At 63.4% G+C, this 20841-nt stretch carries 16 protein-coding genes; 6 read left to right on the top strand and 10 right to left on the bottom strand.

Features of this window, described 5'->3' with window-relative positions:
• Nucleotides 1–17: 17 nt before the first annotated feature.
• Genes K3163_RS12815 through K3163_RS12805 form a run of 3 tightly spaced genes read left to right on the top strand, consistent with a single transcriptional unit; the run spans nt 18 to nt 4437 of the window.
• Entirely contained in the window at nt 18–2162 is a 2145-nt protein-coding gene (locus K3163_RS12815; RefSeq protein WP_221554475.1) for a type I secretion system permease/ATPase, read from the top strand.
• 20 nt (nt 2163–2182) lie between these two features.
• Complete coding sequence (locus K3163_RS12810; protein WP_247712675.1) at nt 2183–3175, top strand: cell wall hydrolase; 993 nt, start codon at nt 2183–2185, stop codon at nt 3173–3175.
• Nucleotides 3172–4437 (top strand): HlyD family type I secretion periplasmic adaptor subunit, encoded by a 1266-nt coding sequence (locus K3163_RS12805; RefSeq protein ID WP_221554474.1) that lies wholly within the window; start codon nt 3172–3174, stop codon nt 4435–4437. The genes K3163_RS12810 and K3163_RS12805 overlap by 4 nt, the downstream gene beginning before the upstream one ends.
• A 53-nt stretch (nt 4438–4490) precedes the next feature.
• Here the strand turns inward: K3163_RS12805 and K3163_RS12800 are convergent, their stop codons facing one another.
• The 8 genes from K3163_RS12800 to K3163_RS13660 all read right to left on the bottom strand — a co-directional run bounded on the left by K3163_RS12800 (nt 4491) and on the right by K3163_RS13660 (nt 8857).
• On the bottom strand, nt 4491–5369 hold the full coding sequence (locus K3163_RS12800) for a transglutaminase-like cysteine peptidase (protein ID WP_221554473.1): 879 nt from the start codon (nt 5367–5369) through the stop codon (nt 4491–4493).
• 249 nt (nt 5370–5618) lie between these two features.
• Nucleotides 5619–5864, bottom strand: a complete 246-nt coding sequence (locus K3163_RS12795) for a hypothetical protein (RefSeq protein ID WP_221427536.1) — start codon at nt 5862–5864, stop codon at nt 5619–5621.
• A gap of 353 nt (nt 5865–6217) precedes the next feature.
• Nucleotides 6218–6595: a 50S ribosomal protein L7/L12 gene (rplL, locus tag K3163_RS12790; protein WP_221427537.1), complete on the bottom strand. Its 378-nt coding sequence runs from the start codon at nt 6593–6595 to the stop codon at nt 6218–6220.
• A gap of 81 nt (nt 6596–6676) precedes the next feature.
• The gene (gene rplJ, locus K3163_RS12785) at nt 6677–7192 is read right to left on the bottom strand and encodes a 50S ribosomal protein L10 (protein WP_221427538.1); all 516 of its coding nucleotides are present in this window, start codon (nt 7190–7192) and stop codon (nt 6677–6679) included.
• A 400-nt stretch (nt 7193–7592) separates the two neighbouring features.
• Nucleotides 7593–7814 (bottom strand): hypothetical protein, encoded by a 222-nt coding sequence (locus K3163_RS12780; protein ID WP_221427539.1) that lies wholly within the window; start codon nt 7812–7814, stop codon nt 7593–7595.
• Between the two features lie 121 nt (nt 7815–7935).
• Complete coding sequence (locus K3163_RS12775) at nt 7936–8166, bottom strand: helix-turn-helix domain-containing protein (RefSeq protein WP_221554472.1); 231 nt, start codon at nt 8164–8166, stop codon at nt 7936–7938.
• Nucleotides 8166–8705, bottom strand: coding sequence for a DUF2975 domain-containing protein (locus K3163_RS12770; RefSeq protein WP_247710060.1), 540 nt, complete (start codon nt 8703–8705; stop codon nt 8166–8168). The genes K3163_RS12775 and K3163_RS12770 overlap by 1 nt, the downstream gene beginning before the upstream one ends.
• 23 nt (nt 8706–8728) lie before the next feature.
• Nucleotides 8729–8857, bottom strand: coding sequence for a hypothetical protein (locus K3163_RS13660; protein ID WP_282098313.1), 129 nt, complete (start codon nt 8855–8857; stop codon nt 8729–8731).
• 191 nt (nt 8858–9048) lie between these two features.
• Here K3163_RS13660 and K3163_RS12765 point away from each other — a divergent pair, with 191 nt between their 5' ends.
• Complete coding sequence (locus K3163_RS12765; RefSeq protein WP_221554471.1) at nt 9049–9717, top strand: DUF4956 domain-containing protein; 669 nt, start codon at nt 9049–9051, stop codon at nt 9715–9717.
• A 9-nt stretch (nt 9718–9726) separates the two neighbouring features.
• Here K3163_RS12765 and K3163_RS12760 read toward each other — a convergent pair whose 3' ends face one another.
• Complete coding sequence (locus K3163_RS12760) at nt 9727–10761, bottom strand: hypothetical protein (RefSeq protein ID WP_221554470.1); 1035 nt, start codon at nt 10759–10761, stop codon at nt 9727–9729.
• The gene (locus tag K3163_RS12755) at nt 10758–11828 is read right to left on the bottom strand and encodes a metallophosphoesterase (protein WP_221554469.1); all 1071 of its coding nucleotides are present in this window, start codon (nt 11826–11828) and stop codon (nt 10758–10760) included. Before K3163_RS12755 ends, K3163_RS12760 begins: the two co-directional genes overlap by 4 nt.
• 360 nt (nt 11829–12188) lie before the next feature.
• Between K3163_RS12755 and rpoB the strand changes: the two genes are divergently transcribed.
• Together rpoB and rpoC are read left to right on the top strand one after the other, a co-directional pair.
• Nucleotides 12189–16382, top strand: coding sequence for a DNA-directed RNA polymerase subunit beta (gene rpoB, locus K3163_RS12750; protein WP_221554468.1), 4194 nt, complete (start codon nt 12189–12191; stop codon nt 16380–16382).
• Nucleotides 16383–16452: 70 nt separating this feature from the next.
• Nucleotides 16453–20784, top strand: a complete 4332-nt coding sequence (gene rpoC, locus K3163_RS12745) for a DNA-directed RNA polymerase subunit beta' (protein ID WP_221427546.1) — start codon at nt 16453–16455, stop codon at nt 20782–20784.
• Nucleotides 20785–20841: the final 57 nt, after the last annotated feature.

Below are 20841 nucleotides of genomic sequence, written 5' to 3'. Positions count from 1 at the left end.
CAAGGGCCGTTTAGGCTATGGAACAAGCAATTGCCGAACAGATCGACGGGCGGGTCCTTGACCCGCTCGTCGAATGCATTTCTGAGGGGGCTCGCCGCTACGGCCTGCCTTTTGCCCGCGACCTGCTCGCACAGCTGCCGCGCAATGCCGACGGCTTCCTGCCCTATCACCAGGCTCCCGCCGCGCTCGACCTGGCGGGTCTCAACTATGATGTGGTCGAACGCAGCCGCCTTCCGGCGGGTTCGACCATGCTTCCGGCAATCGTCGCACTCGGCGAAAGCGGATACGTTCTCCTTCTCGAAGCGCAGGACGACGAAGTTCTCGTCTGGCGCCCGGACACGGGTGGTGAGGTCTGGGAAAAGCGCAGCGAGTTCGCAGAGAACTACACCGGTCGCCTGATCCAGATCCACGGTGATCCCGACCGCATGCGCGCCGACGAGGCGCCGTGGCACGCCAAGGCACGCACACACTGGTTCTGGGGCGAGCTGCGCCGTGAGCGAAAGGCGTTCATGCCCGTGCTGCTGGCCTCGCTGCTGATCAACCTGCTCGCGGTCGCGCTGCCGATCTTCACAATGAACGTCTACGACCGCGTGATCCCGAACCAGGCACAGGAAACGCTCTGGGTGCTGGGCACCGGTGTGCTGCTCGCCTTCGTTCTCGAGTTCGCGCTGCGCCGCGCGCGCACCTCGATCGTCGACGAGATCGCACAGCGGCTCGACCTCAAGCTGAGCCAGAAGATCTTCTCGCGCCTCCTCGCCGTGCCGCTGGCAGAGCGCAAGGGCCACACCGGTTCGCTTGCCGCACGCGTCGCCGAATATGCCACCGTGCGCGATTTCTTCGCCTCGACCTCGGTCGTTCTCGTGGTCGACGTGCTCTTCCTCATCGTCTTCGTGGCGGTCATCGCGATCATCGCGGGCTGGCTCGCGCTGGTGCCGCTGACGATCATCGCGCTGATGGCGATCGCCGGCTTCGTCCTGCAGAAGAAGGTCGTCGAGGCCTCGCAGGATGCACAGGCAGACTATGGCCTCCAGCAGACGCTCCTGGTGGAATCGCTGACCGGCGCGGAAACGCTGAAGGCGATGGGCGGCGAGGGCGGCATGCTGTCGCGCTGGCACCGCCTTGCAGAGATCGGCGGCCACTCGCAGCTGCGCCTGCGCAACATCAACTCGGTTGCCGTAAGCCTCGCGCAGGTCTTCCAGCAGATTTCGACCGTCTCGCTGATCATCGGCGGTTACTACCTCTTCGCCGCAGGCGAGATCACGATGGGCGCGATCATCGCCATCGTCATGCTTGCCTCGCGTTCGCTCGCACCTGCCGGCCAGATCGCCTTCCTGCTGACCCGCGGTCGCCAGGCGAAGGAAACGCTCGCCAGCATCGAGCGCATGTTCGAGGGCGGTGACGAGCGCAAGCTGGGTGCAAGCGTCGCGCCGGGTGCGATCACCCGCCCGCGCATCGAGTTCAAGGACGCCGAGTTCCGCTACAGCGAGGAATCGCCGACCGCGCTTTCCGGCCTTAACCTCACGATCGAGCCGGGCGAACGCATCGCGATCGTGGGCCGCGTGGCTTCGGGCAAGTCGACCTTCGGTCGCCTGCTCTGCGGCCTCTATGCACCGACCGAAGGCGCGATGACGGTGAACGGCATCGACAGCCGCCAGTATCGCCCGCAGCAGCTGCGATCCGCGCTCGGCTTTGTCGGGCAGGACGCCGCGCTCTTTTCCGGTTCGGTTCGCGAGAACCTGACGCTCGGCCGCATGGGCATTTCCGAGGAAGAGCTCGTCAACGCGATGCGTGCGACCGGTGCCGACAGCTATCTTTCGCGTGACGCCGGAGGTTTCGACCGCGCCGTGGGCGAAGACGGTCGCCAGCTTTCGGGCGGACAGCGCAGCTTCCTCTCGCTCGCTCGCGCGATGGTCGAGCCGCGCGAGCTCCTGTTCCTCGACGAGCCGACCGGCGCGATGGACAGCGAGACCGAGAAGCTCTTCGTCGAGCGTCTTTCGAAGGCGATGCAGCCCGAACAGACGCTCGTGATCTCGACCCACCGCCCGGCGCTCTTCGCGATCTGCAACCGCCTGATCGTTCTCGACAAGGGCCGCATCGCGGCTGACGGCCCGGTCGCCGAAGTCCTCGCCAAGGCAGGTGCGGCACGCGGAGAGGCCTCGTGAGCGTCTTCGTAAGGAAGCAAATGCGCCGCTATGGCGCCTTCGTCGTCCTCGGCGCGGCAAGTTTCCTCGTGGGCACCTCCTCGCTGCTGGTTCCGCAGCAGAGCGTCGCTGCCATGGCCAAGCTCGAACCCGAATTGCAGCAGGACCTGGCCGCGATGACTACTGCCGCCGAACCGGCTGCAGAGCTCGCGCAGAGCGATGTGCAGGGAGCCCTCGAAGGCAATCTCGCAATTCCGACCATGAAGAATGGCGTCGAACGGGCAGGGCGGTTCGCCGGTATTCCCATGTCCTCCGCGCATTACGGTACGGCGACCGACTGTCTCGCACAGGCCGTCTATTACGAGGCCGCGCTTGAGCCCGAGCAGGGACGCCGTGCGGTGGCGCAGGTCGTGCTCAACCGCGTGCGCCATCCCGCCTATCCGAACAGCGTGTGCGGCGTGGTGTACCAGGGCTGGAACCAGCCGGTCTGCCAGTTCAGCTTCACTTGCGACGGTGCGCTGATGCGCAAGCCGCGTGCCGACCTGTGGCGCAACGCCAAGGCCATCGCGCGCGAGGCGCTCGCCGGTCACGAGGTCGCCGAAGTGGGCACCGCGACCCATTACCACGCCGACTATGTCCTGCCGTACTGGGCCTATCGCCTCGGCAAGATCGCCAAGATCGGCCGTCACATCTTCTACCGCTTTCCGGGCTCGCCCGGTCGTTCGGCCAGCTTCTACGGCCGGTGGGCAGGGCGCGAATACAAGCCGGCGATCGACTTCGCGCGTTTCCGCCGCGATGCCGCGGCCGAGCTCGCAGCCAGTGCGGTTCCGGAATATACTCCCGGCACCACCGTCACGCCCGACGTGAAGGATCGCCACGCGGCAGCCGACGTCGGCGGACGGATCGACACCACCAAGGAATGGCGCCTGACGATCCCCGATCCGGTGCAGTTGAGCGCCAGCTATCACTCGACCCTCAGCGGGCAGGGCGAAGTTCCCGCCAATACCATTTCTTCTTCGGAGCAAGCGCAATGAGCGTCGCACAGCGCTGGAATGCGATGACTGCAGCACGCCGCCTCATTATCGTGGCGGCCGTGGGCATGGCCCTGCTGTTCTCCTGGGCTGCCTTTGCGGAGGTCGACCAGATCACTCGCGGGACCGGCAAGGTCATCCCCTCGAGCAAGGCGCAGCTTGTCCAGCCGGCCGAACCTTCGGTCGTTGCCGAGATCCTCGTGCGCAACGGGCAGAGCGTGAAGAAGGGCGACCTTCTGGTCCGCCTCGACGATTCGCAGAGCGCATCGGCGCTCGGAGAGCTCCAGACCGAGAACGAGCGCCTTCAGGCGCGTGCCCAGCGCCTCGATACAGAGGCTTCAGGCGGTACGCTCGGCTGCGAAACCGGCACGGCATGTGCCGAGGAACGCCGCCTCGCGCAGGCTCGTGCGGATACGGCGCGGGCCCGCGAAGCTTCGCTCGCCTCGGCCGTCGAACAGCGTCGACGCGACCTCTCGGAAGCGCAGGCGACCGCCACGAGCCTCGAAAGCAGCCTTCGCCTCGCACGCGAACAGGTCAGCATGCTCGAACCGCTCGCGGCCCGGAACATCGTCCCGCAGACCGACCTGCTGCAGGCGCAGCGCGACGTCGTCGATCTTCAGGGTCGCCTCTCGGCAGCCCGCCAGGCCGCCGGTCGCGCATCGGCAGCGATCCGCCAGGCACAGGCCGATCTCAGCCAGGCCCGCGCGGATTTCCGCCAGCAGGCCCTTGCCGAGCGCAGCGAGATCTCGACCCGCATCGCGGTCAATGAGGAAAGCATTCGCGGAGCTGCCGCAAGGCGCGACCGCAACGAGCTGCGCGCCCCGTCTGACGGCGTGGTCAACGACCTCCAGGTCTCGACGCAGGGCGGCTTCGTCAACGCGGGCGAGCAGATCATGCAGATCGTTCCGGTGGGCGACAAGCTGCTGATCGAGGCGCGTATTTCGCCTAGCGATCGCGCCTTCGTGAAGGTCGGAGACAACGCCAACGTCAAGGTCACCGCCTACGATTTCTCGATCTATGGCGGGATGAAGGGCAAGGTCGTACAGGTCAGCGCCGACAGCATTTTCGACGAGGTCGAGCGTGAGGCCTATTACGCCGTGGTGATCGAGACCGATGCCGCCTTCATCGAGAAGGGTGGCGTCCGCCTGCCGATCGTGCCGGGCATGATCTGCGACGTCGAGATCCTGACCGCGCGCCGCAGCGTGCTGTCCTACCTCTTCAAGCCGGTGAACCGCGCTTTCGACCGCGCGATGACCGAGCGATAGTTTCGGGGAGAGAGAGGCGTGGTGCCGCAGCGCCGCGCCTCTCGTAAATCAGCTCAATAGCCGTGCAGGAAGTTCTGCTTTGCGCCCAGGCTCATGACCGGGCGATAGCCGTGGCTGCGCGAGGCATCGAGCGGCGTCGATCCAACATTGTCTAGCATCACGAAGCCTTCGTCGGTCTTCACCAGCAGGACGGCGTGGTCGCGGCGACGGATGAGGTCACGCGCGAGCGTGAGCATCATGTCCTCGCGCTTCACGCCGGCAGCGGCAAGCAGCTCCATCTTGAGCAGCGCGAAATCTTCGCAGTCTCCGCGGCCGAGGCGCAGCGTGGTCGCGGCATCGGCCCAGTAATCGCTGCGGCCGAACAGCTCGGTATCCTCGGCGTGGCCGATCCGGCGGTTCACCCAGCTGTTGACCGAAGCGATGAGGTCGCGGCGGCTGGTGCCGGAAACGCCCATCGTCGCCAGTGTCGGAGCGAGATCGGTCCGAGCGCCGCTGACACGCTGCCACTGGGCATCGAAACTCGTGCGTCCGATCGGAACCATGCGGCTGCCGAGCACGATGTCGCGGCTCCCGCTCGGACGGGGCGCGACGAAGGCGAGCGTCGGGCGCGGCGTAGCAAAGCGCGGGCTGCGCTGCGTGAACTGCGGCTCGAGTGAGAAGGGCTTTTGCGCAATGCTGCAAGCCGGCTGGACGCGCGGAGCAGGAGCAGCCGCCGGTTCGAACTTCCGGTTGGTGCCACCTGCGAGCAGCGGGTGCGATGCAGGTGCTGCCTGCTGCGCACGGATCGCATCGAGAGCGCTCGTTCCGCCGAGGATCTGCGAAGCCTTGCTCGGCGCAGGAGCCGCTATGGCGACCGGCGCTGCGGGCGACAGAGGCGCGCAACCGGTCGGCATTTCGGCGAGCGCGGCGGGCACCAGTGCGGCGCCGGGCATCGCGTGAGCGGAAGGGGCAAGGGCGAGTGCGGCGAACGCACCGAAGGCAGTTCCGCAAAGGGCCCTTGTCGAGCGGGAAAGGAAGGTGGCTCCGACCATGGACCCATGGCTAAGGCCACAGACTCAAGGATCGGTTTCCCGCTTTGGTTAACAATGCAATAGGATTTGGAGGGATGCTCTGGCAATCCCGCAGGAGGCTTAGGTATCTGCCCTCAAGAAGCGATCAAGGCTTGCTTAATCGGGAGGGGGTCAGGCCCGGATCCGCTTGCGCCGCTTCTGGCGCTTGGTGGCAGGCCTGTTCCAGCTGCGAGAGCTGCGCCGCGCTGCCGGGTCCGTTTGGCCGTATGTAAAGTAGCCATGCGCCACGCGCTTCTTGCGTCGCTTGCGCCGGCTCTGCGAACCGCCTCTGGATTTCGAAGGCACATGCGAGGCGAGGCCGACCATCCGGCCCGCACCGGCAATCACATCGGCGACGACAAGGACCGGCCAGAACATAAAGAGTTCGGGCTGTTTTGCTGTCCAACGCGCGGCAAGCGTGCGCGGCAAAATCTGCCGGTGCAGCAGGGATGCGACAAGGCATGCGCCAAGGTAGGCGCAGAAAACTGCGAGATATGCGACCACTTTTTCCTCTTTGTATTGGCGCCCCCTGGGGAGGCGCGGGCCGCGGGATATTCGGCTCGTCGCAGCTGCGCAACCGTTCATGGACAAAGCTTGTCGAAAACACGCAGACGTGTCTGCCCGGCAACAGGATATTGCGGGGAGCAGGCGGAACTGCCCTGCCGGCAGGCACGAAAAAGGGCGGCGCCTTGCGGCACCGCCCTTCGAAATTCTCGAAACGAGAAAGAAGCTTACTTGAGCTCGACGGTACCGCCGGCTGCTTCGATCTTGCCCTTGATTTCTTCTGCTTCCGCCTTGTTGACGCCTTCCTTGAGCGGCTTCGGCGCGCCTTCGACGAGACCCTTGGCTTCGGTCAGGCCCAGGCCGGTGATGGCACGGACTTCCTTGATGACCTGGATTTTCTTGCCACCGTCGCCGGTGAGAATGACGTCGAATTCGTCCTTCTCTTCAGCCGGTGCACCTGCGTCGCCACCGCCGGCCGGGCCAGCAACAGCAACAGCAGCAGCGGCGCTCACGCCCCACTCTTCTTCAAGCGCCGTGGCAAGCTCAGCGGCTTCCATGACGGTCAGCTTCGACAGTTCTTCAACAAGCTTGGCGATATCAGCCATGATGTTTCACTCCAATAAATAGGCCGGGGTGTCCTGCGGACTCTGCCCCGATGAATATGTGTTCGTGCGTCGAACCAGCTCTTACGCGGCTTCCTTGGCGCCGTAGGCACCGAAGACACGAGCGAGCTTGGCTGCGGGTGCGTTGACGACCTGGGCAACCTTGGTTGCAGGTGCGTTGACGAGGCCCACGATCTTGCCACGCAGTTCGTCGAGGCTCGGCATCGAGGCGAGTGCCTTGACCCCAGCTTCGTCGAGCTTCGTTGCGCCCATCGAACCGCCGACGATTTCGATCTTGTCGGTGGTCTTTGCGAAGTCCACGACAGCCTTGGCTGCAGCAACCGGATCCTCGGAGTAACCGAGGGCGGTCGGACCGTTCAGGAATTCTTCGATTCCCGAGTAGTCCGTGTCCTTCAGGGCGAGCTTGGCGAGACGGTTCTTCGCAACCTTGTAGGACGCACCGGCTTCACGCATCTTCGTACGCAGTTCGGTCGACTGGTCGACCGTAAGGCCCAGGTTGCGGGTCACGACGACCACGCCTGCCTGGTTGAAGACTTCAGTGAGCTGGGCGACCGAATCGGCTTTCTGCGAACGATCCATGCCATACTCCTTCACTATGACCGCACGGGACATGCTCCCGAACGATCGGCTACGTTTGTCCATGCCGAAAAGACGACACGGGCGAGTCCGTTGATGGGGAAGGAGTGCGCCAAATGGCGCGAAACGGCGGGTTTGAAGCCCACCATGAAAATCTCTTTTCCCCGTCTAGGCTGGAAATTAAGACCGGCAAATCCCGGTCACCAACTGTCTCGGACGGATGATCGGCTTGCCTTGCGGTTTGCCGGTCGGCCGCGCATCTAGCGGCTCGGGTGCAGGAGTCAAGTTTTCCGTGGCATCGGAGCCGGAAAGCATCGGCCAAATGCGAAGGGACCCGGCTCTTTCGAACCGGGTCCCTGAGATGTCGATGGCGTCCCGCGCAATTGCGGGATCGTCAAAGCGCTTATTCGGCAGCCGGAGCTTCTTCGGTGCCGGCTTCGACGGTGGCGTCGACAGCAGCTTCGTCGGTGGTGACGGTTTCGTCGACGACCGGTGCTTCAACCGTAGCTTCAACCGGAGCTTCGACAGCGGTTTCTTCTACCGGTGCTTCTTCGGTTGCGGTTTCGCCGCATGCTGCGAGCGAGAGTGCAACGGGGAGAGCGGCGACGAGAGCGATCTTCTTCATGGTATTCATGTTCCTAAGCGCCATGATTGGCGCAGCCATAAAATAGCCACATTCTATCGAGTCGCATATACGAAAAATGCATCGGACCCGTGGCCCGATGCATTTTCTTGGTCTTGCCCCCTTAAACGCCGGGTTTTCCGTAGGCGAGCAGGTCGCCCGGCTGGCACTCGAGCTCGCGGCAGATCGCTTCGAGGGTCGAGAAGCGGATCGCCTTGGCCTTGCCCGTCTTGAGGATCGAGAGGTTGGCGAGGGTGAGGCCGACACGGTCTGCCAGCTCGGTGAGCGTCATGCGGCGTTCGTGGAGGAGGTCGTCGAGTTTGACCATGATCTGGGTTCCTTCTTCGGCTGGCATCACACGGTCCCTTCGAGATCGGCGCGCATGGCGGCACCGTGGCGGAAAACGCGGGCGAGGATGAACAGCACGACCACCAGGACGATACCCGAGAGGTCTAGGCCGGCATCGATGGTCACACCTTCATGATCCTCGAACAGCTTGGCGATATAGAGCGCGAGACCGGCGGCAGGGATGGCGAGCAGCTGGGCGGCAAGCGCAATCCAGCCCATCAGGGTCAGGCGCTCGGCATTCTCCGGCACGAAGGGGTCGCCTTCGCCGACGGTGCCGATGATCTGGCGCAGGAGGCGCAGGAACCAGAACGCGGCAAGCAAGAGGATGATGGCGAACATGAGCACGCCGGCGACGGGTGCGAGCGGGAAGACGAAATCGGGATTGCCGAGATCGGCGGCGGCTTCGGCCGTGATGCGGTCACGCATGAAGACGATGATCGGCAGGCCGATGGCGAGGGCGATGACGCCGAGAGCCACCACGCCCTGCATGAACAGGACGAGCACCTTCCCGGCGAGCAGCAGCGGGTCATTGGGGCGAGTTGTCACGGGCAGTCTCCTTTGGCCGGTGATCAGGCGATGGCAGGCGCTGCGAGGATCGCGACCTGTGCGGCGGGCACGGCGGTCACGGTCTGAAGCGACAATACAGTGATGACGATGGCTGCGCAGGCAGCGGCGAACTGGGTGGTGAGGCGGGTCATTTATCGAACTCCTTGATCTTCAATATCGATAATCAATAAGCCGAGTCGCATTTATTGTCAATCAATAATATTGAAAAACGATATGTGGTAGATCGAATTGCGATATGAGCCACGGAAAGCTGCGGGTTTCCAGGCTTTTGCGCCCGCCGGAATTGGGCTTATAGTCGCAGCAGGGGAGGGATTTTTCCGGCATGATCTTTCGCGCACTGCTGTTCAGGCTCACCCTGTTCTACCTCGTGGTGACGGGGGTAGTGCTGGGCGTCGTTGCCGCCGCTCCATCGTTGGCGGACTTTCTTCCGATAGGGGGTGCGCAGACCTTGCTCAGCCAGACAGTGAGCGATCCGTTCGGCGGCGTGAAGATCGGCGCGGAAAAGGTCGCCAACCTTGGCGGATCGGTCTTCTGGCTGTTCATCGCGGTAGCGGGCGCGGTGCTGACCACGCTGCCGGTGACCTGGACCTACATGGCGAGCCGCAGCCGCGCGGAATACGACCAGGCGCTGGTCGAGACGATGATCGTCCTGCCGATTGCAGTGACCGCCATTGTCGTGATGGTGCACAATTCGCTGGCGCTGGCCTTCTCGCTCGCCGGGATCGTCGGCGGGGTGCGCTTCCGTAACACGCTCAAGAGTTCGGGCGATGCGATCTACATCCTGCTCGCGATCGGTATAGGGCTGGCCGCAGGCATCGGCGCGCTCGAGATCGCGCTCGTGATGACGATCATGTTCAACTATTCCTTCGCGCTTCTCTGGATGGTCGATTACGGCGCGAAGGACGGCACCCATCGCTACTTGCGCTCACCCAAGCGCGAGGAGCCCGAAGACACGCATGACCAGTCGGGCGAGGGCAGCGAGCCGCGCTGAGCGGGACTGCTATCTGCACTTCCTGAACAGCTTGCGCTCCATAGATTCGCTGCTCGCGATGTCTTCGAAAAATCCGGCGAGATAGCTCGCCATCGCGGATTTGGTCCGCGCATCTGCATGAGGGATGCGCGTGAGTTCTGCTTCGAACTCGCCCCGCAAGGAACGCAAGTTCTCCGCCTCGGCTGCCACCAGCCCGTTGAAGGTGCAGAAACCCCGATAGACGCGCGTCTTGACCGAATGCGTCCCGAGCTGCGCGTTGGGCGCGGCATAGGTCGCGTCCACCAGACCTGCGTTGTCGAAATCATAGGGGACAGGCGTGAGGCTCCTGCGCGCGGCCTTGTCCTCACCGAACAGGCGTGAGTTGTGACAGCAATCGTCGCCTTCGGGGCTCAGCACCATGGACCAGTCGGTATTGCCGATCATGTACTGGAAGAGCGCGTATCGGGCCGCATCCTGCTGGTCGAGCCAGCTGACCGAAATGTCCGAGGTGTCGATTTCCTTGCGTCCCAACCGGCGTGCGGCATCGTCGCCATCCTCGATGAAGAAGCCGAGCCGCTGCGTCACCAGCTCGCCCTCGTCCATGTAGCGGATGCGTGCGAGCCTCACCCTCAGGCTTTCTGGCGTGACGATATTGTAGAGCCGGTAGGCGGCATATTCGCGCAGGATCGTCTGCTCCGATGCATCTCGGTCACGGCAGTGGGTAACCAGCTTGATGCTTCCCTGGCGGTGGAAGAGCGAGCTCTCATCCGGTTTCTTGGGGAAGGCGACGCGCAGCGGCGGGAAGCGGCAGTTCTCGCGCTTGCGCCGCGACTTTCCGCGCGCAGCAAGCGTGATCGCGTGGGTCTCGCCCGCGACCTCGATCTGCGCGGGGTAGGGATCGGTAGAACGTTGCGCGCGGCGCGAAATGTGCCCGACCGGGCCGGTAATGGTGACCTCGAGTGTCTCGTCGCTCGCAAAGAGTGGAGTCACCTCTCCCTTGCTGTCCTGCGCACTCGCGGGCGCGGCGAAGGCCAGGGCTAGAGCGAGGCTCGCCAACCGGATCATTGCACTGGCTCGCCTTGCTCGGGGTTCAGCGCGCGCGATTTCCAGTTTCCGTCGCGGTCTTTCTCATGCGCCGTCAGCACATCGCCTTCGATGACGAGGAAACTTCTCGGGCCGCGGTAATGAGAGGAGATACCCGTATCGACGCGGATCAGCCTGCCGCCGAGATCGGTGACGATGCCCGACACGGACGGCGTATGCGCCACAAGTAGGCGGTCCGCATCGTAGCGGGTCAAGACGGTTGCCAGCTCTTGCTCGCGCGACAGCCTCGCAGGATCGTCGGGCGCAGGCTCCTCGCGGCGGACGTTTCCGCGGTACCAGAGCGGACCGAGCGGTGCTTCGAGGATGCCGCGGTCGATGGCTTCGCCGCTGCCGAGCGCGTATTCATGCCTGCCGTTGAGCATGTCGATGGGCTCGCGCGTCATCTCCTCGCTCAGCCCACCATGCACGAAAAGAGTCCGTCCGACCTTCGCGACAGCCGGGAGGCTCGCCGCCCAGCTGCCCAATTCGCCGCCGGGACGCCAGGCCCTGCGATGTTCGAGCATTCCGAGCGGCGTCTCGGCGAACCACATGTCGCGCATCTCGTCGCTCGAAAGCTCGGGCTGCCGTTGCTTGTAAAAGGCCTCCAGGGCTTCGCGGTTCGCCTTCCAGGTTGCCTCGCGCCGCGCCTCCGAACTGTCGTCGCGAAAGGCCTCGTATTCGCCGGGGTCGACATAGCGCAAGTCGCCGATGACATTCATGGCTTCGTGATTGCCGAGTAGCACCGTCACGCTTCCGCCAGCGGACTCTGCTTGCTCGCCCAGCGACTGGAGATGCCGGATGATCCTCAGCGAATCCGGCCCGCGATCGGTGATGTCGCCCAGCTGGACGAGCACGGTCTCCGCGCCGGACCAGCGCCCTTCCTCGTCGATGAGGGCGGCCTGCCGGGCGATGTCCGCCCAGGCCTCGTAATCGCCGTGAAGGTCTCCGACAGCGACGATCCGGGCCGCCGCAGCTTCGCTTTCCCGCGCGTGCAGGGGGGCGGCAACGAGTGCCGCAACGGCCGCAAGGAACAGCAGGATCGCGCGCATCAACTCTCCCTCTCCTCCGCCCTTTCTAACACAGATTTTCCGAGTTCGTAGGTCGGCGATTTTCGGGCGGTCCAAGGAGGTTTGACAAAGCCCCGCACGCTTCCTACATGCCCTCCCGACCGCACGCTTCGAGCGAGTCTGATTCATGCGCGGGGATCGGACACAGGATGGAAGCGGCGTTTCCATATCGCGACGCTTTATATGAGCTGCAGCTGCCGCCGCTATTGGCGTGCATTCGCTGCGGCCTTTTTGCGTCTCGCGATACGGCTCTCACGCGCATGAGACACTGATTTCCGGTCCCGACCGCCCTGAAAAGCGTGGGTGGGACCAGATGCACACGAGAAGAGGTACACACCCCTTATGGCTACCAAGGCGAAGGCAACCCGGAACACTGCTTCGGGCACTGCAAAGCGGCGTATCCGCAAGATCTTCGGCGACATCCACGAAGTCGTCGACATGCCCAACCTGATCGAGGTCCAGCGCGAGAGCTACGAACAGTTCCTGCGCTCGAACAAGGAGATCGACTACGTCTCCGGCCTCGAAAAGACGCTGCGTTCGGTCTTCCCGATCCGCGACTTCGCCGGCACCGCCGAACTCGACTTCGTGCATTACGAACTCGAAGCGCCGAAATACGACATCGTCGAATGTCGCCAGCGCGGCATCACCTATGCTGCGCCGATGAAGGTCACGCTGCGCCTGATCGTCTTCGAAGTCGACCAGGAAACCGAGACCCGCTCCGTGCTCGATATCAAGGAGCAGGACGTCTACATGGGCGACATGCCGCTGATGACGGACAACGGTACCTTCATCATCAACGGTACCGAGCGTGTCATCGTCTCGCAGATGCACCGTTCGCCGGGTGTGCTGTTCGACCATGACCGTGGCAAGACGCACAGCTCGGGCAAGCTCCTCTTCGCTGCCCGCATCATTCCGTATCGTGGTTCGTGGCTCGACTTCGAATTCGACGCCAAGGACATCGTCAACGTGCGTATCGACCGCAAGCGCAAGCTGCCGGTCACCGCACTGCTCTATGCTCTCGGCCTCGACAGCGAAGGCATCCTCGACCACTTCTACGACAAGGTCGAATGGAAGCGCGCCACCGGCAAGAAGGGCGAAGGCTGGAACATCCCCTTCGTGCCCGAGCAGTGGCGTGGCCAGAAGCCGGCCTTCGCGCTGGTCGATGCCAAGACGGGTGAAGAAGTCTTCCCCGCCGGCCAGAAGATCAGCCCGCGTGCCGCCAACAAGGCTGCCAAGGACGGTCTCAAGACCCTGCTGCTCCCGACCGAGGAAGTCTTCGGCCGTTACGCCAGCGAAGACCTGATCGACGAAAGCACCGGCCGCATCTACATCGAAGCGGGTGACGAGGTCTCGGCAGAGAACCTCGAGGCGCTCGACGCTGCCGGCGTCGACAGCCTGACGCTGCTCGACATCGACCACGTCAACACCGGCCCCTGGATCCGCAACACGATGAAGGTCGACAAGGCCGAGAACCGTGATGAAGGCCTCGAGGCGATCTACAAGGTCATGCGTCCCGGCGAACCGCCGACCAAGGAAACCGCAGAAGCCCTGTTCGAAGGCCTGTTCTTCGACGGCGAGCGTTACGACCTATCGGCCGTCGGTCGCGTCAAGCTCAACATGCGTCTCGACCTCGATGCGGAAGACACCGTCACCACGCTGCGCAAGGAAGACATCCTCGCCGTGGTCAAGGAACTGGTCGACCTCAAGGACGGCAAGGGCGAAGTCGACGACATCGACAACCTCGGCAACCGCCGTGTGCGTTCGGTCGGCGAACTGCTCGAAAACCAGTACCGCGTCGGCCTGCTGCGCATGGAGCGCGCGGTCAAGGAGCGCATGAGCTCGGTCGACGTGTCGACCGTCATGCCGAACGACCTGATCAACGCGAAGCCCGCCGTGGCTGCCGTGCGCGAGTTCTTCGGCTCGAGCCAGCTCTCGCAGTTCATGGACCAGACCAACCCGCTTTCGGAAGTCACCCACAAGCGCCGCGTTTCGGCGCTTGGCCCGGGCGGCCTCACCCGCGAGCGTGCCGGCTTCGAAGTGCGCGACGTTCACCCGACGCACTATGGCCGTATCTGCCCGATTGAAACGCCGGAAGGCCCGAACATCGGTCTGATCAACTCGCTCTCGACCTTCGCGCGCGTCAACAAGTACGGCTTCATCGAGACGCCGTATCGCGTCGTGAAGGACAACAAGGTCACCGACGAGGTCATCTACCTCTCGGCGATGGAAGAGCAGAAGCACACCGTCGCACAGGCTTCGGCCGATCTCGACGACAAGGGCGGCTTCGTGGAAGAGCTGGTCTCGGCTCGCCAGAACGGCGACAACCTGATGGCCCCGCGCGACACGATCACGCTGATGGACGTTTCGCCCAAGCAGCTCGTCTCGGTCGCTGCATCGCTCATTCCGTTCCTGGAAAACGATGACGCCAACCGCGCACTGATGGGCTCGAACATGCAGCGCCAGGCCGTGCCGCTCGTGAAGGCGGAAGCGCCCTGGGTCGGCACCGGCATGGAAGAAACCGTTGCCCGCGATTCGGGTGCGGCGATCACCGCCAAGCGCGGCGGCATCGTCGACCAGGTCGACGCGACGCGTATCGTGATCCGTGCCATCGGCGATGTCGAACCCGGCCAGTCGGGCGTCGACATCTACACGCTGCAGAAGTTCCAGCGTTCGAACCAGGACACCTGCATCAACCAGCGTCCGCTGGTGAAGGTGGGCGAGACGATCGAAGCCGGCGACGTTATCGCCGACGGTCCTTCGACCGACCTCGGCGAACTGGCACTGGGCCGCAACAGCCTCGTCGCGTTCATGCCCTGGAACGGCTACAACTACGAGGATAGTATCCTCATCTCCGAGCGTATCGTGAAGGACGACGTCTTCACCTCGATCCACATCGAGGAATTCGAAGTCATGGCCCGCGACACCAAGCTCGGCCCGGAAGACATCACCCGCGACATCCCGAACGTCGGCGAGGAAGCCCTGCGCAACCTCGACGAGGCGGGCATCGTCTACATCGGTGCGGAAGTGCACCCGGGCGATATCCTGTGCGGCAAGATCACGCCGAAGGGCGAAAGCCCGATGACGCCGGAAGAAAAGCTCCTCCGCGCCATCTTCGGTGAAAAGGCCAGCGACGTGCGCGACACCTCGCTCCGCCTGCCCCCGGGCGTTGCCGGTACCGTGGTCGAAGTCCGTGTCTTCAACCGTCACGGTATCGAGATCGACGACCGTACGCGTGCGATCCAGAACGAAGAGATCGAGCGCCTGCGCAAGGACGCCGCCGACGAGCGCGCGATCCTCAACCGTGCGACCTACAACCGCCTGCGCGACATGCTCGTCGGCCAGACTGCCTCGGCAGCGCCGAAGGGTGTGAAGAAGGGCTCGGAGATCACCGAAGAGGTGCTCGAGGGCGTCGACAAGCACGAGTGGTTCAAGTTCGCCGTTGCGGACGACAACCGCCAGGCACAGCTCGAAGCGGTCAAGTCGCAGTACGACGAGAGCGTCAAGGTCATCGACGACAAGTTCGAAGACCGTAAGGAAAAGCTCGAGCGCGGTGACGAACTCGCTCCGGGCGTGCTCAAGATGGTCAAGGTCTTCGTCGCAGTGAAGCGCAAGCTGCAGCCGGGCGACAAGATGGCCGGCCGCCACGGTAACAAGGGTGTGATTTCGCGCATCCTGCCGGTCGAGGACATGCCGTTCCTCGAAGACGGTACCCCGGTCGACATCGTGCTGAACCCGCTGGGCGTGCCTTCGCGCATGAACGTGGGTCAGATCTTCGAAACGCACCTCGGCATGGCTGCCCGTAACCTGGGCATGCAGATCGGCGAGCAGCTCGAAGAGTGGAAGAAGGCCAATCCGAACGCAGCCGAGGACTATTCCAAGGCCAAGCCGCCGGAAGCGGTCATCGAGCGTCTGCACGAAGTCTATGGCGATCGTTACAAGGACGACCTCAAGTCGCGTTCGACCGAGGAAATCGTCGAGCTCGCCGGCAACCTTCGTACCGGTGTCCCGATGGGTACCCCGGTCTTCGACGGTGCCCGCGAAGGCGACGTCACGGTCGAACTGGAGAAGGCAGGCCTCGATGCAGACGGCCAGTCGGTCCTCTTCGACGGTCGTACCGGTGAAGCATTCGACCGCAAGGTCACCGTGGGCATCATCTACATGCTCAAGCTGCACCACCTCGTCGACGACAAGATCCACGCCCGTTCGATCGGCCCCTACTCGCTCGTCACCCAGCAGCCGCTGGGCGGTAAGGCACAGTTCGGCGGCCAGCGCTTCGGTGAGATGGAGGTCTGGGCACTCCAGGCCTACGGTGCAGCCTACACGCTGCAGGAAATCCTCACCGTGAAGTCGGACGACGTGATCGGCCGTACCAAGGTCTACGAAGCCATCGTCAAGGGCGACGACACCTTCGAGGCGGGCATTCCGGAGAGCTTCAACGTTCTCGTCAAGGAAATGCGCAGCCTGGGTCTCAACGTCGAACTCAAGTCGCTCAGCGACGACGAAGACGACGACGGCCTCGCGATCGCGGCGGAATAGGGGGCCCCGGTTTCCTAACCGGCCCCCACCGCTTTCCGCCCAATTGAATTACCCTTCAGGGAATTAAGTCATGAACGAACTGACCAAATTCACCAACCAGCTCGCGAAGCCCGAAACCTTCGACGAGATCCAGATCGGCATCGCCAGCCCCGAGCGCATCCGCTCGTGGTCCTTCGGCGAGATCAAGAAGCCCGAGACGATCAACTACCGTACGTTCAAGCCCGAGCGTGACGGCCTCTTCTGCGCACGCATCTTCGGTCCGGTGAAGGACTACGAATGCCTTTGCGGCAAGTACAAGCGCATGAAGTACAAGGGCGTCGTCTGCGAGAAGTGCGGCGTCGAAGTCACCGTGACCAAGGTCCGCCGCGAGCGCATGGGCCACATCGAGCTCGCCGCTCCGGTCGCGCACATCTGGTTCTTGAAGTCGCTGCCCTCGCGCATCGGCCTGCTGCTCGACATGCAGCTCAAGCAGCTCGAGCGCGTCCTCTACTTCGAAAGCTACATCGTCACCGAGCCGGGCCTGACCGCGCTCGAGAAGCACCAGCTTCTGACCGAAGACGAGCTGCTCGAAGCACAGGACGAGTATGGCGAAGACGCGTTCTCGGCCGCCATCGGCGCCGAAGCGGTCAAGACCATGCTGATGGATCTCGACCTCGAGCAGGAAAAGGAAGACCTGCTGGAAGAGCTCGCGACCACCAAGTCGAAGCTCAAGCCCGCCAAGATCATCAAGCGCCTGAAGGTCGTCGAAAGCTTCATCGAATCGGGTAACCGTCCCGAGTGGATGATCCTCGAAGTCGTGCCGGTCATTCCGCCGGAACTGCGCCCGCTCGTCCCCCTGGACGGTGGCCGCTTCGCGACCTCGGACCTCAACGACCTCTATCGTCGTGTGATCAACCGTAACAACCGCCTCAAGCGCCTCATGGAGCTGCGCGCGCCGGACATCATCGTCCGCAACGAAAAGCGCATGCTGCAGGAAGCTGTCGATGCGCTGTTCGACAACGGCCGTCGCGGCCGCGTGATCACCGGTGCCAACAAGCGTCCGCTCAAGTCGCTCAGCGACATGCTCAAGGGCAAGCAGGGCCGCTTCCGTCAGAACCTTCTCGGTAAGCGCGTCGACTATTCGGGCCGTTCGGTCATCGTGACCGGTCCGGAACTCAAGCTGCACCAGTGCGGCCTGCCGAAGAAGATGGCGCTCGAGCTGTTCAAGCCGTTCATCTACGCCCGCCTCGACGCCAAGGGCCTGAGCATGACGCTCAAGCAGGCGAAGAAATGGGTCGAGAAGGAGCGCAAGGAAGTCTGGGACATTCTCGACGAAGTCATTCGCGAGCACCCGGTCCTCCTGAACCGCGCCCCGACGCTCCACCGTCTCGGCATCCAGGCTTTCGAGCCGGTGCTGATCGAAGGTAAGGCCATCCAGCTTCACCCGCTGGTCTGCGCCGCCTTCAACGCCGACTTCGACGGTGACCAGATGGCCGTTCACGTCCCGCTGAGCCTCGAGGCGCAGCTGGAAGCGCGCGTCCTGATGATGTCGACCAACAACATCCTCTCGCCCGCAAACGGCAAGCCGATCATCGTGCCTTCGCAGGACATGGTGCTGGGTCTCTACTACCTGTCGATGGAACGCCAGGAGAAGAAGCCCGAGTATGTCGACGGCGACAAGAAGGGCGAGAAGCACGAGCGCCTGCCGATGTTCGCCGACATGGCCGAAGTCCACCAGGCACTCGAGGTGAAATCGGTAACGCTGCACTCGAAGATCATGGCCCGCGTCCCGCAGGCCGACGAGAACGGCAAGGTCGAAATGAAGCGTTTCGTCACCACGCCGGGCCGTATGCTGATCGGCGAATGCCTGCCGAAGAACCACAAGGTTCCCTTCGACATCGTCAACCGCCTGCTGACGAAGAAGGACATCGCCGACGTGATCGACGAGGTCTATCGTCACACCGGCCAGAAGGACACGGTACTGTTCGCCGACGCCATCATGGTGCTGGGCTTCCGCCACGCGTTCAAGGCCGGCATCTCCTTCGGTAAGGATGACATGATCATCCCCGATTCCAAGGAGAAGATGGTCGAGGACACCAAGGCGCTGGTTGCCGATTACGAGCAGCAGTACCAGGACGGCCTGATCACCCAGCAGGAAAAGTACAACAAGGTCATCGACGCGTGGAGCCAGTGTGGTGACCGCGTGGCCGACGCCATGATGGAAGAGATCAAGTCGCAGCCGATCGACAAGGACGGCAAGGAAGCGCAGATCAACTCGATCTACATGATGTCGCACTCCGGTGCGCGTGGTAGCCCGGCACAGATGAAACAGCTGGCCGGTATGCGCGGCCTCATGGCCAAGCCGTCGGGCGAGATCATCGAGAACCCGATCATCTCGAACTTCAAGGAAGGCCTGAACGTCCTCGAATACTTCAACTCGACCCACGGTGCCCGTAAGGGTCTCGCGGATACCGCGCTGAAGACGGCGAACTCGGGTTACCTGACCCGCCGCCTGGTCGACGTGTCGCAGGACTGCGTCATCGTCGAAGAGGACTGCAAGACCGACAACGCGCTCGAAATGCGTGCCATCGTGCAGGGCGGTAGCGTTATCGCCTCGCTCGGCGAGCGCATCCTCGGCCGTACGGTTGCCGAAGACATCGTCAACGCCTCGACGGACGAAGTGATCGTCAAGGCCGGCACGCTCGTCGACGAGCCGATGGTCAAGGTCATCGAGGAAGCGGAAACGCAGGTCGCCAAGATCCGCTCGCCGCTGGTCTGCGAAGCCAAGCAGGGCGTTTGCGCCACCTGCTACGGCCGTGACCTTGCCCGCGGTACGCCGGTCAACATCGGTGAAGCTGTCGGCGTTATCGCCGCGCAGTCGATCGGTGAGCCCGGCACGCAGCTGACCATGCGTACCTTCCACATCGGCGGTGCCGCACAGCTCAACGAGACTTCGCATCTCGAAGCGGTGTCGGATGGCAAGGTCGTTTATCGCGACATGCCCACCATCACCGACAAGAAGGGCCGTATCCTGTCGCTCGCCCGTAACGGCGAACTGGCAGTGATCGACGCCGAAGGGCGTGAGCGCGAAATCCACAAGGTGCCTTACGGTACCGTGCTGATGCACAAGGATGGCGGCAAGGTGAAGGAAGGCGATCGTCTGGCAGAATGGGATCCGTTCTCGCTGCCGATCATCACCGAGCAGTCGGGCGTGGTCCGGTTCCAGGACCTCGTCGACGGCACGTCGATGGAAGAGCGCGTCGACGATGCCACCGGTATCGCCCAGCGTGTCGTTACCGAAATCCGCACCAGTGGCCGCGCGAAGAAGGAAGACCTGCGTCCGCGGCTTACCCTCTTCAACGATGCCGGCGACGATACGGAAGCCGCGCGCTACATGCTGGCGCCGGGTACCGCGCTGTCGGTCGAAGACGGTGCCGAAGTGCAGGCAGGTGACATCCTCGCCCGTGCTTCGCGTGAAGCCGCCAAGACCCGCGACATCACCGGTGGTCTGCCGCGTGTTGCCGAGCTGTTCGAGGCCCGCGTGCCGAAGGACAATGCGATCATCGCCAAGATTTCGGGCAAGATCGAATTCGTCCGCGAATACAAGGCGAAGCGCAAGATCGCGATCGTTCCGGAGGAGGGAGATCCGGTAGAGTACCTGATCCCCAAGACCAAGATCATCGACGTCCAGGAAGGCGACTTCGTCAAGAAGGGCGACACGCTGATCTCGGGCTCGCCGAACCCGCACGACATCCTCGATGTCCTCGGGATCGAGGCGCTGGCCGAGTATCTCGTGAACGAGATCCAGGAAGTCTACCGACTGCAGGGCGTGAAGATCAACGACAAGCACATCGAGGTGATCGTTCGCCAGATGCTGCAGAAGGTCGAGATCACCGACGGTGGCGACACCGTGCTGCTGCCGGGCGAACAGGTCGACCTGGAAGAGCTCAACGAGACCAATGCGAAGCTCGCGAAGAACAAGGAGCCCGCCAAGGGCACCCCGATCCTTCTCGGCATCACCAAGGCCTCGCTGCAGACGCGTTCGTTCATCTCGGCTGCGTCGTTCCAGGAAACCACCCGCGTGCTCACCCAGGCTTCGGTCGAGGGCAAGAAGGACACGCTGGTCGGCCTCAAGGAAAACGTCATCGTGGGCCGTCTCATCCCCGCCGGTACCGGTGCGGGCATGAACCGCATGCGCGTGACCGCATCCAGCCGCGACGCTGCGCTCCGTGCGCAGTGGAAGAAGGCGCAGGAAGCGATCATCGCCGCCAATACCGCAGAAGAAGAGCACGAAGCCGAACTGGCCCAGGGCCCGGAAGCTGCGATCGGCGACGATCCGCTGGCAGCCATGGAAGGTGAAACCCACGGCACCGATGCCGATGCGGGTGACTACCTCAACGAGGAGGCGAAGGACGGCGAATAAGCCTCTCTTCGCAACCTGACAGATTGGACCCCGCCGGAGCGATCCGGCGGGGTCTTT

The organism is Qipengyuania xiapuensis (genome assembly GCF_019711395.1).
GTDB classification, from domain to species: Bacteria; Pseudomonadota; Alphaproteobacteria; order Sphingomonadales; family Sphingomonadaceae; genus Qipengyuania; species Qipengyuania xiapuensis.
The sequence above is the reverse complement of the archived record's forward strand: the minus strand, read 5'-3'. Positions and strand labels throughout refer to the sequence as shown.

What these genes read in the sequence shown, in the direction of transcription:
- K3163_RS12780 (WP_221427539.1), bottom strand. Translation starts at nt 7,814, where the DNA reads ATGAAGAAGATCGCTCTCGTCGCCGCTCTCCCCGTTGCACTCTCGCTC.
- rpoC (WP_221427546.1), top strand. Translation starts at nt 16,453, where the DNA reads ATGAACGAACTGACCAAATTCACCAACCAGCTCGCGAAGCCCGAAACC.
- K3163_RS12795 (WP_221427536.1), bottom strand. Translation starts at nt 5,864, where the DNA reads ATGTTCTGGCCGGTCCTTGTCGTCGCCGATGTGATTGCCGGTGCGGGC.
- K3163_RS12800 (WP_221554473.1), bottom strand. Translation starts at nt 5,369, where the DNA reads ATGCCCGGCGCCGCACTGGTGCCCGCCGCGCTCGCCGAAATGCCGACC.
- K3163_RS12755 (WP_221554469.1), bottom strand. Translation starts at nt 11,828, where the DNA reads ATGCGCGCGATCCTGCTGTTCCTTGCGGCCGTTGCGGCACTCGTTGCC.
- rplJ (WP_221427538.1), bottom strand. Translation starts at nt 7,192, where the DNA reads ATGGATCGTTCGCAGAAAGCCGATTCGGTCGCCCAGCTCACTGAAGTC.
- K3163_RS12760 (WP_221554470.1), bottom strand. Translation starts at nt 10,761, where the DNA reads ATGATCCGGTTGGCGAGCCTCGCTCTAGCCCTGGCCTTCGCCGCGCCC.
- K3163_RS13660 (WP_282098313.1), bottom strand. Translation starts at nt 8,857, where the DNA reads ATGACCCGCCTCACCACCCAGTTCGCCGCTGCCTGCGCAGCCATCGTC.
- rplL (WP_221427537.1), bottom strand. Translation starts at nt 6,595, where the DNA reads ATGGCTGATATCGCCAAGCTTGTTGAAGAACTGTCGAAGCTGACCGTC.
- K3163_RS12775 (WP_221554472.1), bottom strand. Translation starts at nt 8,166, where the DNA reads ATGCCAGCCGAAGAAGGAACCCAGATCATGGTCAAACTCGACGACCTC.
- K3163_RS12815 (WP_221554475.1), top strand. Translation starts at nt 18, where the DNA reads ATGGAACAAGCAATTGCCGAACAGATCGACGGGCGGGTCCTTGACCCG.
- K3163_RS12765 (WP_221554471.1), top strand. Translation starts at nt 9,049, where the DNA reads ATGATCTTTCGCGCACTGCTGTTCAGGCTCACCCTGTTCTACCTCGTG.
- K3163_RS12805 (WP_221554474.1), top strand. Translation starts at nt 3,172, where the DNA reads ATGAGCGTCGCACAGCGCTGGAATGCGATGACTGCAGCACGCCGCCTC.
- K3163_RS12810 (WP_247712675.1), top strand. Translation starts at nt 2,183, where the DNA reads ATGCGCCGCTATGGCGCCTTCGTCGTCCTCGGCGCGGCAAGTTTCCTC.
- rpoB (WP_221554468.1), top strand. Translation starts at nt 12,189, where the DNA reads ATGGCTACCAAGGCGAAGGCAACCCGGAACACTGCTTCGGGCACTGCA.